10 protein-coding genes are annotated in these 13,902 nt (G+C 57.7%); 5 read left to right on the top strand and 5 right to left on the bottom strand.

What is annotated here, in order from left to right; all coding sequences use genetic code 11:
• Positions 1-26: 26 nt before the first annotated feature.
• Entirely contained in the window at positions 27-785 is a 759-nt protein-coding gene (locus CRO87_RS13220) for a DeoR/GlpR family transcriptional regulator (protein ID WP_097163410.1), read from the top strand.
• A 105-nt stretch (positions 786-890) separates the two neighbouring features.
• Here CRO87_RS13220 and malT read toward each other — a convergent pair whose 3' ends face one another.
• Positions 891-3,596, bottom strand: coding sequence for an HTH-type transcriptional regulator MalT (gene malT / locus CRO87_RS13225; protein ID WP_097163411.1), 2,706 nt, complete (start codon positions 3,594-3,596; stop codon positions 891-893).
• 568 nt (positions 3,597-4,164) lie between these two features.
• Here malT and malP point away from each other — a divergent pair.
• Both malP and malQ read left to right on the top strand, forming a co-directional pair.
• Positions 4,165-6,555 carry a maltodextrin phosphorylase gene (malP, locus tag CRO87_RS13230; protein WP_097163412.1) on the top strand — a complete coding sequence of 797 codons (2,391 nt, stop codon included), beginning with the start codon at positions 4,165-4,167 and terminating at the stop codon, positions 6,553-6,555.
• A gap of 9 nt (positions 6,556-6,564) precedes the next feature.
• Positions 6,565-8,640 carry a 4-alpha-glucanotransferase gene (malQ, locus tag CRO87_RS13235; RefSeq protein ID WP_097163413.1) on the top strand — a complete coding sequence of 692 codons (2,076 nt, stop codon included), beginning with the start codon at positions 6,565-6,567 and terminating at the stop codon, positions 8,638-8,640.
• Between the two features lie 124 nt (positions 8,641-8,764).
• Here the strand turns inward: malQ and nfuA are convergent, their stop codons facing one another.
• Both nfuA and gntX read right to left on the bottom strand, forming a co-directional pair.
• Positions 8,765-9,340 (bottom strand): Fe-S biogenesis protein NfuA, encoded by a 576-nt coding sequence (gene nfuA / locus CRO87_RS13240; protein ID WP_097163414.1) that lies wholly within the window; start codon positions 9,338-9,340, stop codon positions 8,765-8,767.
• A gap of 58 nt (positions 9,341-9,398) precedes the next feature.
• Positions 9,399-10,073 (bottom strand): DNA utilization protein GntX, encoded by a 675-nt coding sequence (gene gntX, locus CRO87_RS13245; RefSeq protein WP_097163415.1) that lies wholly within the window; start codon positions 10,071-10,073, stop codon positions 9,399-9,401.
• 37 nt (positions 10,074-10,110) lie between these two features.
• Between gntX and bioH the strand changes: the two genes are divergently transcribed.
• Together bioH and CRO87_RS13255 are read left to right on the top strand one after the other, a co-directional pair.
• Positions 10,111-10,884, top strand: coding sequence for a pimeloyl-ACP methyl ester esterase BioH (gene bioH / locus CRO87_RS13250; RefSeq protein ID WP_097163416.1), 774 nt, complete (start codon positions 10,111-10,113; stop codon positions 10,882-10,884).
• 118 nt (positions 10,885-11,002) lie between these two features.
• Positions 11,003-11,272, top strand: coding sequence for a YdgH/BhsA/McbA-like domain containing protein (locus tag CRO87_RS13255; protein WP_097163417.1), 270 nt, complete (start codon positions 11,003-11,005; stop codon positions 11,270-11,272).
• A gap of 57 nt (positions 11,273-11,329) precedes the next feature.
• On the opposite strand, the gene feoC is transcribed toward CRO87_RS13255, so the two are convergent.
• Positions 11,330-11,566 (bottom strand): [Fe-S]-dependent transcriptional repressor FeoC, encoded by a 237-nt coding sequence (gene feoC / locus CRO87_RS13260; RefSeq protein ID WP_097163418.1) that lies wholly within the window; start codon positions 11,564-11,566, stop codon positions 11,330-11,332.
• 9 nt (positions 11,567-11,575) lie between these two features.
• Positions 11,576-13,897 carry a Fe(2+) transporter permease subunit FeoB gene (feoB, locus tag CRO87_RS13265; RefSeq protein WP_097163419.1) on the bottom strand — a complete coding sequence of 774 codons (2,322 nt, stop codon included), beginning with the start codon at positions 13,895-13,897 and terminating at the stop codon, positions 11,576-11,578.
• Between the last annotated feature and the right edge of the window lie 5 nt (positions 13,898-13,902).

Here is a 13,902-nt window from a genome sequence, read left to right on the forward strand (position 1 = left end):
GATCTAACGGATTCCAGGGATCTTGCATGAAACAAACACAACGTCATGACGCGATTATTGAACGGGTAAAACAGCAGGGTTATGTCAGCACGGAAGAACTGGTGGAGCAGTTTGCCGTCAGCCCGCAAACCATTCGTCGCGATCTCAACGACCTTGCTGAGCAGAAGATGATCCTGCGCCATCACGGCGGGGCGGCGCTGCCGTCGAGTGCGGTGAACACCTCCTGGCAGGACAGACGAGCGAATCAGGCCGCAGAAAAAGAGCGCATCGCCCGAAAAGTGGCGAGTCAGATCCCCAACGGTGCCGCGCTGTTTATTGACATCGGCACCACGCCGGAGGCGGTGGCCCACGCGCTGCTGGAGCACTCCGACCTGCGCATCGTCACCAATAACCTCAACGTGGCGAACACGTTAATGGCGAAAGAGGATTTCCGCGTCATTCTGGCGGGCGGCGAATTGCGCAGTCGTGACGGCGGCATCATTGGCGAAGCGACCCTCGATTTCATCTCTCAGTTCCGCCTCGACTACGGCATTCTCGGCATCAGTGGGATCGACAGCGACGGTTCACTGCTGGAGTTCGACTATCACGAAGTGCGCACCAAGCGGGCGATCATTGAAAACTCGCGCCACGTCATGCTGGTGGTGGATCACTCCAAATTTGGCCGTAACGCGATGGTGAACATGGGCAGCATCAGCATGGTCGATGCGGTCTACACCGACGTGATGCCGCCGGCGGGCGTGATGCAGGTGATTGCGGAGCATAACATTCAGCTGGAGCTGTGCTGATTCTCCTCACCCTAACCCTCTCCTCAGAGAGGAGAGGGAACTGATTCGAGCACGCTTTTCTCCCTCGCCCCTTTGGGGAGAGGGCCGGGGTGAGGGGAAAATTCTTTAAACCCCATACCCCATCATTTTCAGCAGCTGCTGGGCATGCTGCACGGCATCCTGGCGGTGCGCCACGCCTAGCTTCTGATACAAATTACGGATATGCGTCTTGATGGTGGTGGCGGCAACATCCAGCTCACCTGCAATCTGATCGTTGCTGTAGCCGGAATAGATAAGCCCCAGCACCTGCCATTCACGCTGGGTCAGCGGGCTGGTGCGAATCAGTTCCGGCACTTCCGGGTGATTTAACAGCCGTTCAACGAAGTTCTCGTCAAAATGCGCAAACTTATGTCGATGATGCTGGTTGATCTCCCGCAGAATACGCTGGGCACGATGCTGTTCCAGTTCTGGCAAGGTATTGAGCTGTAAGAGCTGACGCAGCTGCTGCGCCATCGCTTCCCCTTCAATGACGAAGTGGCTGATAAACCCGGTGCGGTTAGAGAGTTTCAGCGCTTCCATCAGCACGCGCTGGGCGTCGTTCTTTTGGTTAGCCTGCCAGTACAGCTGATTGAGCAGCAGCAGGTTACGGTTGAGATCGCTCATCAGCCGCAGCGAACGAGCATTCTCATTGAGTTCTTCCAGTACCATTTCCGCCGACTCAAATTCGCCAAGCAGGATCTGCGCGCGGGCGATGTTACGCCACTGGCTTTGCAGGAAGTGATTGTTGGCAAAGGCCGGTTTTGGCGTCTGGCGCAGCCAGTTGGCGGCGGATTTCTTATCGCCAGTCATCTGCCAGTATATGACCCGCACTTTGTCAGCGTTGGAAACCCAGTCGCTGTGGTACTGACCGTTGCCGAGCAGGTTTTCGAGGCGGTTCAGGTGATTGCGGGCGTTGTCGAGATCGCCACGCGCCAGAGAGCTTTGCACCAGCAGCGCCAGGCATTGCAGCTGCTGCTGCGGCTGATAGGTGGCGAGCACGCTCATGCCGTGACGGGCGCTCATTTCCGCTTCATCAAGGCGGGCCCAGGCCCAGAGCAGCTGCGCGCGAATGCGCAGCAGGAACTCATGCATCGGCAGCTGTTCCAGATGCTGTTCGCGAATGAGCTGGAACGCTTTCTCCTGATTTTCCCATGCGGCTTGCAAAAAGCCCTGCGCGAACAGGATTTCGCTTTGCTGAATCAGGCTCCACAGCGCGTAGTGCCAGACCTCATGGCGGCGCGCCATCTGTTCGGTCTGCTGCATGACCGCCAGCGATTGACTGAGTTTGCCCTGGCAGTGCAGCACTTCACCGTGCACTGAAGTTGCCACGATGCGGCTGTAGTAGTTGGCGAGCGGCAGCTCATCCAGCGCCACCATGGCCAGACGTTCAGCCTCTTCCGGGTCGCCGTCGTTAATCGCAACCTGTGCACGCAGGGCGTTAAAATCGCCGTGCAATGCTGCGTCCATCTCGCCGTTGGCTTCTTCTTCCACGCGGGCGAGCAGGGTGTTGACCTCGCTGTAGCGGTGCTGGCTTTGCATTAGCCAGGCCTGTAACAGCACCAGGCGTGGATTATCCAGAAGGCTGTCCCACGGCAGCGCCGCCAGCGACTCTTCAAGCAGTGCCAGTTCGCTATGGTGGAACAGGCCCCATGCGTGATTGAGCAATATATCGCGCAGCATGCTGGCGTCGCCCGCCGACAATGCGTGATGAATGGCTTCACTCGGGAAACCCTGCGCCATCCAGCTTTCGGCGGCAGCGCGGTGAATATCAGGCAGCTCGGTCGCCAGCTCCCACTGACAGCGCTGGCGCAGGAAACTGCCGAACAGTGGGTGGAAGCTGAACCATTCGCCGGTGTTGTCCATGCGTTGCAGGAACAGCCCCTGGCGTTCAATCTCTTCGAGGCGCATCTGGCCGTTATCTTCCCCGGTCACTCGCACGATCAGCGCGTCGTTCATCGAGCGCAGCAGGGAGCTTTTCAGCAGGAAGTGGCGGGTGGAAAGGTCCACGTTATCCAGCACTTCGTCTACCAGATAGTCAGACAGGTGGCTGGCGTTGATGCCCGAGAGGCGGCGCGCGGAGTGGTGCGCGGCGCTGGTATTCTGGCGTGCGGAGAGGGCTATCAGCTGTAGCGCCGTGGCCCAGCCCGCAACGTCATCACACATGCGGCTGCTTTCGGTGGCTTCAATAGGTGACGTCAGGCGGCAGTCGAAAAACTGCTTCGCTTCCTGATGGTTGAACGCCAGCTGCTGGCTGCCGATCTCCAGCAGTTGATCGCGCACGCGCAGGTTAGCGATACCGAGCTGTGGCAGGTTGCGAGACAACACAACCAGGGTCATATTTTCCGGCTGATGGCGCAGGAAGAAGCGCATGGCATCGTGAATCACCGGGTTGGTGATGAGATGGTAATCATCAATGACCAGCAGCAGTGGGCGCTGCCACGCGTTCAGCTCGATAAACAGCTGAGCAAACAGCGAGGTAAGGCTGGCGTATTGCCGCTTATGCACCATGGTTTCGCTGGCGGAGCAGTGGCCGCCGGTGGCCTGCTGGATGGCGGCAATCAGATAGCTGGCGAAACGTTCCTGTTGGTTATCTCCCTCATCCAGAGAGAACCATCCCAGGTCTTTTTTTCCTGCAGCCCACTGTGAAATGAGAGTGGTTTTTCCGTAACCTGCCGGGCTGGTTACCAGCGCGAGACGGTAATTGTTCGCGCCGGAAAGTTTCGCCAGTAATCTGTCGCGAACCACGGTGTGTTCAAGACGGACGGGACGACTTAATTTAGACGGAATCAACATAGGGTTATCACTTCACTGTGAGGGAAAGAATTTGTTTTTTTCGGGCTTCGTAATTAATAGGTATTAAATTCGGACATACGCTTAATTATTGCAAGTTATGTCCGAATTTTATGCTTATGATTTTGCACTCTGTCACAAATATCAATGAAGCGTAAACGGCGTCACTGAAACCGGTGCCAGTGCTCATGGCGCCTGGGTTCGGTAATTTGTTAAAACGTGCTTATAAGTTATTTTTGATGGATGGAGCACAAGTTAAGAAAGCTAAATAAAAGCAAAGTTATTCCAGCAAATAAGCATTTCGAATGAAAGGGATTAGATAATTATTATTACACGTAAGTAATCATTTCCTCCCTCCGCCCTGATTTACAAAACGTCTTTTCATTTTCGCGATCGAGACGGGTATAAAGTGAGCAGAACCGCCGTTAACGGCTAACGTTATAGTGGCGAAGATCACACTTTTCGCTCATCCCTGCTACTCCTCCCTGGCTAATCCCCGCCGGGATGAGGACGGTAAACAGGTAGCCCGGCACACTAGCGCCAACGTTTTAGCTAACAGGATTGGATCCTTATGTCTCAGCCGACCTTCGACAAAGCACAGTTTCAGGCAGCACTGACGCGTCAGTGGCAGCGAATTGGCCTGCAGGCCGCAAACGAAATGACCCCGCATCAATGGTGGCAAGCGGTGAGCGGTGCGCTGGCCGAACTGCTGGCGGCTCAGCCGGTGGCGAAACCGGAGAAAGGGCAGCGTCATGTGAACTACATTTCAATGGAGTTCCTGATTGGCCGCCTGACCGGCAACAATCTGCTGAACCTGGGCTGGTATCAGGAAGTGAGCGACGTGCTGAAGGCGCATGACGTCTCCCTGACGGATTTGCTGGAGCAGGAGCGCGACCCGGGCCTCGGCAACGGCGGTCTTGGGCGTCTGGCAGCCTGCTTCCTCGACTCGATGGCAACCGTCGGCCAGGCGGGCACCGGCTACGGTCTGAACTATCAGTACGGCTTGTTCCGTCAGTCCTTTGACGATGGTCAGCAAATTGAAGCACCGGACGACTGGCAGCGCGGCAGCTATCCGTGGTTCCGCCATAACGCCGCGCTGGATGTGCAGGTCGGTATCGGCGGTAAAGTCGTGAAAGGTGACTGGCAGCCTGCGTTCACTATGGTCGGCCAGGCCTGGGATTTACCGGTGCTCGGCTACCGCAACGGCGTGGCGCAGCCGCTGCGCCTGTGGCAGGCCACCCATGCCCATCCATTTAACCTGACCAAATTCAACGACGGCGATTTCCTGCGTGCTGAACAGCAGGGCATCGATGCCGACAAGCTGACCAAAGTCCTCTACCCCAACGACAATCATCTGGCGGGCAAAAAGCTGCGCCTGATGCAGCAGTATTTCCAGTGCGCCTGCTCGGTGGCGGATATCCTGCGCCGTCATCACCTGGCGGGCCGCAAGCTGGCCGAACTGCCGAAGTTTGAGGTCATTCAGCTCAACGACACGCACCCGACCATCGCCATTCCTGAACTGCTGCGCGTGCTGCTCGATGAGCATCAGCTGAGCTGGGACGACGCCTGGGCCATCACCAGCAAGACCTTTGCCTACACCAACCACACCCTGATGCCGGAAGCGCTCGAGTGCTGGGATGAAAAACTGGTGAAGGCGCTGCTGCCGCGACACATGCAAATCATCAATGAAATCAACAAGCTCTTCAAAGTGCTGGTCGATAAAACCTGGCCGGGCGATGAGGCGGTATGGGCCAAACTGGCGGTGGTGCATGACAAACAAGTGCGCATGGCAAACATGTGCGTGGTGAGCGGCTTTGCGGTAAATGGCGTGGCTGCGCTGCACTCCGACCTGGTGGTGAAGGATCTGTTCCCGGAATATCATCAGCTGTGGCCGAACAAGTTCCATAACGTCACTAACGGCATCACACCGCGCCGCTGGATCAAGCAGTGCAACCCGGCGCTGGCGGCGCTGTTCGACAAAACGCTGAAGAAAGAGTGGGCCAACGATCTCGACCAGCTGATCAAGCTGGAAAAACAGGCCGACGACGCGAAGTTCCGCAAAACCTGGCGCGACATCAAGCTTGCCAACAAGCAGCGCCTGGCCGCGTTTGTGAAGCAGCGCACCGGGATCGAAATCAACCCGGAAGCCATTTTCGACATTCAGATTAAACGTCTGCATGAGTACAAGCGTCAGCACCTGAACCTGCTGCACATCCTCGCGCTCTATAAAGAGATCCGTGAGAACCCGAAAGCAGACCGCGTGCCGCGCGTGTTCCTGTTCGGTGCGAAAGCCGCGCCTGGCTACTACCTGGCGAAGAACATCATTTACGCCATCAACAAAGTGGCGGAAGCGGTCAACAACGACCCGAAAGTGGGCGACAAGCTGAAGGTAGTATTCCTGCCGGACTACTGCGTGTCGGCGGCAGAGCTGCTGATCCCGGCGGCGGACGTCTCCGAGCAGATTTCAACGGCGGGTAAAGAGGCCTCTGGTACCGGCAACATGAAGCTTGCGCTGAACGGCGCGCTGACGGTCGGCACGCTGGACGGGGCGAACGTCGAAATCGCCGAACAGGTTGGCGACGAGAACATCTTCATCTTCGGTCATACCGTGGAAGAAGTGAAAGCGCTGAAGGCCAAAGGCTATGACCCGGTGAAATGGCGCAAGAAAGACAAAGTGCTGGATGCCGTGCTGAAAGAGCTGGAGAGCGGCAAATACAGCGGCGGCGACAAGCACGCGTTTGACCGGATGCTGCACAGCATCGGCAAGCAGGGCGGCGACCCGTACCTGGTGCTGGCTGACTTTGCGGCCTACGTGGAAGCGCAGAAGCAGGTGGACGTGCTTTATCGTGACCAGGAGGCCTGGACCCGCGCGGCAATTCTCAACAGCGCACGCTGCGGTATGTTCAGCTCGGATCGTTCGATTCGCGATTATCAGAGCCGTATCTGGCAGGCAAAACGCTAAGGGAGCGCTATGGAGAGCAAACGTCTGGACAATGCCGCGCAGGCGGCGGGCATCAGCCCAAGCTACATCAATGCCCACGGCAAACCGCAGTCAATTGGTGCTGACACCAAGCGGCGTTTGCTCGATGCGATGCATCACACGGCCGCGAAAGTGGCCGTCACGCCGGTGCCGAACGTGCTGGTGTTCACCCACGGTAAGAAAATGTCGCTGCCGGTGGAAGGCAGCGGTGAGTATCACTGGATGCTGACCACCGAAGAGGGGGTGCAGCATCAGGGTAATGCGACGGCGGGCAAAGCGTTGAATCTGCCGACGCGGCTGCCGGAGGGCTATCACACCCTGACGCTGACCCAGAGCGACCACCGCTGGCACTGCCGGGTGATCGTCGCCCCGGAGCGCTGCTATGAGCCGCAGGCGCTCAAAGAAGGGAAAAAGTTGTGGGGCAGCTGCGTGCAGCTCTACACCCTGCGCTCTGAAAAAAACTGGGGTATTGGCGACTTTGGCGATCTGAAGGTGATGCTGCCGGAGATCGCCCGCCGCGGTGGGTCGTTTATCGGCCTGAACCCGATTCACGCGCTTTACCCGGCAAACCCGGAGAGCGCCAGCCCGTACAGCCCTTCTTCCCGCCGCTGGCTGAACGTCATTTATATCGACGTAAATGCGGTGGACGATTTTGGCCTCAGCAAAGAGGCGCAGGCGTGGTGGAAACTGCCCACCACGCAGCAGGCGCTGAAGTCTGCGCGTGATGCCGAATGGGTTGATTACGCCACTGTGACCGCGCTGAAAATCACCGCGCTGCGCATGGCGTGGAAAGGTTTCTCGAAGCGTGATGATGACCAGATGGCGGCGTTTCGTCAGTTCGCGCTCAATGAGGGCGAAAGCCTCTACTGGCAGGCGGCGTTTGACGCCCTGCACGCGTATCAGGTGAAAGAGGACGAAATGCGCTGGGGCTGGCCAGCCTGGTCGGAGGCGTATCAGAATATCGACAGCCCGGAAGTGAAGGCGTTTTGCCAGAAGCACGCCGATGAGGTCGATTTCTTCCTTTGGCTGCAGTGGCTGGCGTACTGCCAGTTTGCCGCCTGCTGGAACGAATGCCAGCAGCATGAGATGCCGATTGGCCTCTATCGTGACCTGGCGGTAGGCGTGGCCGAAGGTGGGTCCGAAACCTGGTGCGACCGCGAACTCTACTGCCTGAAAGCCTCCGTGGGCGCACCGCCGGACATTCTCGGCCCGCTAGGGCAGAACTGGGGCCTGCCGCCGATGGATCCGCACATCATCGCCGCGCGAGCCTACGAGCCCTTTATCGACCTGCTGCGCGCCAATATGCAAAACTGCGGCGCGCTGCGTATCGACCACGTGATGTCAGTGCTGCGCCTGTGGTGGATCCCCTATGGCGAAACCGCCGATCACGGCGCGTATGTGCATTACCCTGTGGACGATCTGCTGTCGATCCTGGCGCTGGAAAGTAAACGCCATCAGTGCATGGTGATCGGCGAAGATCTGGGTACCGTGCCGGTGGAAATCGTCGGCAAGCTACGTAAAAGCGGCGTCTACTCCTACAAGGTGCTCTATTTCGAAAGCGACCATGAGAAGACCTTCCGCGCGCCGAAGGCGTATCCGGAACAGTCGATGGCGGTTGCCACCACCCACGATCTTCCAACGCTGCGAGGCTACTGGGAAAGCGGTGATTTAACGCTGGGCAAAACGCTGGGTCTCTATCCTGATGAAGTTGTGCTGCGCGGCTTGTATCAGGATCGTGAACTGGCCAAGCAAGGCCTGCTGGACGCGCTGCACAAGTATGGCTGTTTGCCAAAACGTGCCGGGCATAAGGCATCGCTGATGAGCATGACCGACACCCTGAATCGTGGCATGCAGCGCTATATCGCCGACAGTCACAGCGCGCTGCTGGGCCTGCAGCCGGAAGATTGGCTCGACATGGCCGGGCCGGTGAACATTCCGGGCACCAGCTATCAGTACAAAAACTGGCGTCGCAAGCTCTCCACCTCGCTTGAGGCGATGTTTGCGGATGAAACCGTGAACAGGCTGATTAAGGATCTGGATAAGCGCAGGAAAGCGGTGGGGAAATAACAGGATTGTTCCCCTCTCCCGAATCCTCTCCCGGAGGGAGAGGGAACATACCAGGCTCGTTGCAGGTAACGTTTTTCGCCCTCTCCCTATGGGAGAGGGCAGGGGTGAGGGGAATCAAATAATCTTAGTAGTAAGAGTGCTCACCGCGCTGGTGCTCGGTCAGATCGCGAACGCCTTTCAGCTCCGGGAATTCGTTCAGCAGCTGCTTTTCAATCCCTTCTTTCAGCGTGACGTCGACCATGGAACAGCCGTTGCAGCCGCCGCCAAATTGCAGAATGGCGAGGCCGTCTTCGGTGATTTCCATCAGCGATACGCGGCCACCGTGGCCGGCGAGCTGTGGGTTAACCGTCGACTGCAGCATGTACTCCACGCGCTCCATGAGCGGCGCATCGTCGGAGACTTTACGCATTTTGGCGTTCGGCGCTTTCAGCGTCAGCTGGGAACCTAACTGATCGGTCACGAAGTCGATTTCAGCATCGTCCAGATAGGGCGCGCTCAGCTCATCGACGTAGGCGGTCAGCAGGTCAAATTTCAGGGCAGTGTCACTCGCTTCCACCGCATCCGGCGGGCAGTAAGAAACGCCACATTCAGCATTCGGGGTGCCAGGGTTAATCACAAATACGCGGATTTGCGTCCCTTCTTCCTGATTTGCCAGCAGTTTGGCAAAGTGCGCTTGTGCAGCATCGGAAATATTGATCATAGCTTTGGCCTAATAGTTGACTACTTTAGTCGGTTATAATACGCCCATCACAGAGGGTCTACAAGGTGCGACACAGGCACCATACCTGAACTGACGCCGCGCCGTTTTGCAAAAGCAGGCGGGAAAGTTCGGCCACGGTGGCACCGGTCGTGACGACATCGTCCACCAGGACGATATGGAGCCCCGCGACTGGAATTTCAAGACGAAACGCATTTTTCAGGTTCTGTTTGCGCCGCTTAGCTGAAAGCTGATGCTGCGTAGCGGTGGGGCGAACACGGCGTATCGCTTCGCGGGCGTAACAAATGCCTGACCAGCGGGCGAGCGGGCGGCAAAGCTCATCGGCCTGATTATAGCCACGGCGCCAGTGACGTTTCTGCCACAGCGGCACGGCGATCAGTAAATCGGGTTTGGCGCGGCCTGGCGTTTGCCTGAGGCGTAACAGCAGCAGGCGGGCGAGGGCATTTGTCAGTTCGGGGCGACGGTGAAACTTCCAGCGTTTAACCAGACCCGAAAGTGGGATGTCGTAATCATTTACCGCAACCAGCCATTGCCACGGCGGCTCGTGGCGCAGGCAGCGTCCACAGGGGAGCTGCTCGTGAGCGGCGGGTAAACCGCACTGTGGGCAGAGCGATGGACGGGAGCTGACGGCGCGGGTGCAGCAGGAGCAAATCCCCCAGTGCGCCAACCTCAGCGGCATTTCGCATAGCCAGCATAAGCCGTGGGCTGTTAGCATACTTCCCCTCCTGTTCAAAGAATGAGAACCATAACGGATGAATGACCTCTGGTGGCAAACCCTGGGCGAAGGAAAGTGTCATCTTGTGCTGCTGCACGGATGGGGGCTGAACGCCGGGGTGTGGGATTGCATCACGCCTGAACTGAGCTCGCACTTTACGCTGCATCTGGTGGATCTGCCGGGCTTCGGGCGCAGCGGCGGCTTCGGGGCCTTAACGCTGGAAGAGATGACGAGCCTGGTGTTAGCCAAAGCCCCGGAAAAAGCGCTCTGGCTGGGGTGGAGTCTCGGTGGGCTGGTGGCAAGCCTCGCGGCGCTGACGGCCCCCCATCGTGTGCTGGGGCTGGTGACCGTGGCTTCTTCGCCCTGTTTTACCGCGCAGGAAGCGTGGCCGGGCATCAAGCCGGATGTGCTGTCGGGTTTTCAGCGGCAGCTCAGTGAAGATTTTCAGCGCACGGTGGAGCGCTTTCTGGCGCTGCAAACGCTCGGCACGGAAAGCGCCCGTCAGGATGCGCGCAGGCTGAAAAGTGCGGTGCTGGCGCAGCCGATGCCTTCGGTTGAGGTGCTTAACGGTGGGCTGGAGATCCTGAAAACGGCCGATCTGCGTGAAGCGCTCGTCGGGCTGAAGATCCCTTTCCTGCGGCTTTACGGTCATCTCGACGGGCTGGTTCCACGCAAGGTGGCAGCGCTGCTGGATACGCAGTGGCCGGAGAGCTCATCTTATATTTTCCCGAAAGCGGCACATGCGCCATTCATCTCTCATCCGGAAGTGTTTTGTCAGCAGCTACTCGCTTTCAGGCAGGTGATTCTCTGATTTTTAAGGCAAACGGGCGCAATTTCTCTTGCTGTGTCTATACTGAAATGGCCGCTGCGACGGGGGTGTTTCGTCCATCGCAGTACAAACACTAAATGGTCATATGGAGAGTTCGGCTATGAAAATTGCTACAGGTATTGTTGCGGCACTGGTTATGGGTTCCCTGTCTTTTGGTGCATTCGCTGCGAAGGAAATCACCAAAGAAGATCTGGCAAAAATGAACCTGACGAAAATCGGTTCGATCACCACGTCGCAAGGCACCGCGCCGATGGATGCGAAACGCGATCTGTCGAAAAAAGCTGATGAAATGGGCGGCACCTATTTTGTGGTGATCGCGGGTGAGAAGAACGAGAAAACCGTTCACGCCAACGCTGACGTCTACAAATAAGTTAGCGAGCACTGATAAGTAAGAAGCGGGCCACTGGCCCGCTTCTTCATTTCTGACTTACTGTAAAATCCACCATTCCCGCAGGCAGGCTTTGCCCTCCGGGCAGCTTTTACAGCTGCCGCTCAGACAATCATCGGGTTCTTCCGCTATGCGTTTCGCTTTGCCCATGGCCTCCATGCGCATCAGCATGGCGTCAATCATTGGCTGCGGCGTGTGCAGTACGCGGCTCAGCTGCTGTGCTTCCATGCGGCCCTGTAAGGCCAGCACGTCACGCAATTCAATCATTGAGGCCATCTGCGCTCCTTAGTGACAGTCGCCAGCCGGGCTGCTACAGCAGCTTTCAACGGTTTTACGCGTTGCCAGCAGATTCACGTTAACGCGACTGCGGGCGCGGCGTAACAGACCCAGTACGACCACGTTAAACAGCACCACAGTCAGAATGCAGACCAGGCTGTAGCGCGGATGCTGGTGGAAGCTCGATACCTGGTAGAACAGCGTGGACAGCGAATAAGCAATATTCAGCCCCCACAGAATCGAGAAGCCCATCCAGCCGCGGCTGGATTCACGGGCAATTGCGCCCATCACTGAGATGCACGGAATGTAGAGCAGAACGAAAATCAGGTAGCTGTAAGCCGCCGCCGCGCTGCCGAATTTGCTACTCATGACGCCCATCGCACCCGTCGCCATTTCGCCGTCGCCTTTGCTGGCCTCAATCGGGTTGGCCAGTACGCTCAGGCTGAAGGTGTCTTTCAGGCTCTGCCAGGTTTCCTGCGCCGCGCCGCCGAGCTCATCCAGCAGATTGAATTCCGCCGGGTTGAATTCCTCCTGCTGGATATTTTCAGCGGTATAGAGGGTGTTCAGCGTGCCGACCACCACTTCTTTCGCCATGGCGCCGGTAAACAGCCCGACGGTGGCCTGCCAGTTATCTTCATGCACGCCAATCGGCTTGAACAGTGGGGTGATGACGCGGCTGACTGAGGCCAGCGCAGAGTCATTGATGTTGTCCGCCGCTTTGCCGCTCAGGGTGAAGCTGTTCAGCGCGCTGAGGAAAATACTGACGATAACGATGACTTTACCGGCGCGCAGGACAAAGCCTTTCAGGCGCTGCCAGGTCTGGATGACCAGGCTTTTCAGGTGCGGCACGTGGTAGACCGGCAGCTCCATCACGAACGGCGATGCTTCGCCACGCATGATGGTGTGCTTCAACATCAGCCCGGTGAGAATAGCCATCACGATGCCGAGGACGTACAGCGAGAACACCGCCAGCGCGCCTTCCTGCCCGAAGAAGGCAGCGGCAAAGACCGCGAAGATCGCCAGACGTGCGCCACAGGACATAAACGGCGCCATCATAATGGTCATCAGGCGCTCACGCGGGGCATCCAGCGTGCGGGCACCCATCACCGACGGCACGTTACAGCCGAAGCCAACAATCAGCGGCACGAACGATTTCCCCGGCAGGCCTAGCGACTGCATCAGACGATCCATGACGAACGCCGCGCGGGCCATATAGCCGGAATCTTCAAGGAAGGAGAGGAACAGGTACATCATCCCGATTTGCGGCACCAGCGGCAGCACGGTGTTGATCCCGCCGCCAATCCCCTGAGCGAGGAAAATGGTCAGCCATTCCGGGAAGTGCAGCGTCGCGCCGAGCCACTGGATGCCGTGAATGAATATCGCCACCGAACCAACATCGAAAATGGGCTGCAACGCGCCGCCAATGTTAATCGCCAGCAGGAACATCAGGTACATGACAAACAGGAAGACCGGCAGGCCAAGGAAGCGGTTGAGAATGATTTTGTCGACGGCGGTGGTGAAGCGGCTCGGTTCGGCGGTCAGCGTGTTGCTCACCAGGTCGCACACAGCGGCGATGGACTGATAGCGGGCATCGGCAATATGCAGGGCAGGGTCGTCCATATCTTTATTCAGGCGACTCATTACGTGACTGAGCTGCTGCTGTGCGGCATCGCCCGCATAGGTCAGGCTGTAGATATCGCCCTCCAGCATTTGCAGACCCAGCCAGTGGCGCTGTTTTGAGGACATGTTCTGAGGCATGACTTTTGCGAGTTCGTCCGCTTCACGCAGCAGCGGCTGCGCGTACTGCACCAGCTCTAAATCATCGTTGCTTTGATGGCGGTCGATAGCCATTTTCAGCGCTTCAATCCCGCGCCCGCGGGTGGACACCAGCGGAATGACCGGGCAGCCGAGACGTTTTGCCAGCGCGTCCACTTCGATGCGTATTTGCTGCTTCTCGGCGATATCCAGCATGTTCAGTGCGACCACGCACGGAATACCGAGCTCCAGCAGCTGCAGCGTCAGGTAGAGGTTACGCTCAAGGTTGGAGGCATCGACCACGTTGATCAGCAGGTCAGCATCGCCGCTCAGAATATAGTGGCAGGCAATCTGCTCATCGAGCGAAGTCTGTGAGGAAATGGTGGTAAGAGAATAAGTCCCCGGTAAGTCAACAAGCGTCACCTGATTATCGGTGGTGGCGAACTGGCCTTCTTTACGCTCAACCGTCACGCCTGCCCAGTTGCCCACGCGCTGACGTGCGCCGGTGAGCTGATTAAATAAGGTGGTCTTCCCGGAATTTGGGTTACCAATTAAGCCAATGGTTAATTTCTTCATTTTAC

It is taken from the genome of Enterobacter sp. CC120223-11 (assembly GCF_900215375.1).
Lineage (GTDB): Bacteria > Pseudomonadota > Gammaproteobacteria > Enterobacterales > Enterobacteriaceae > Scandinavium.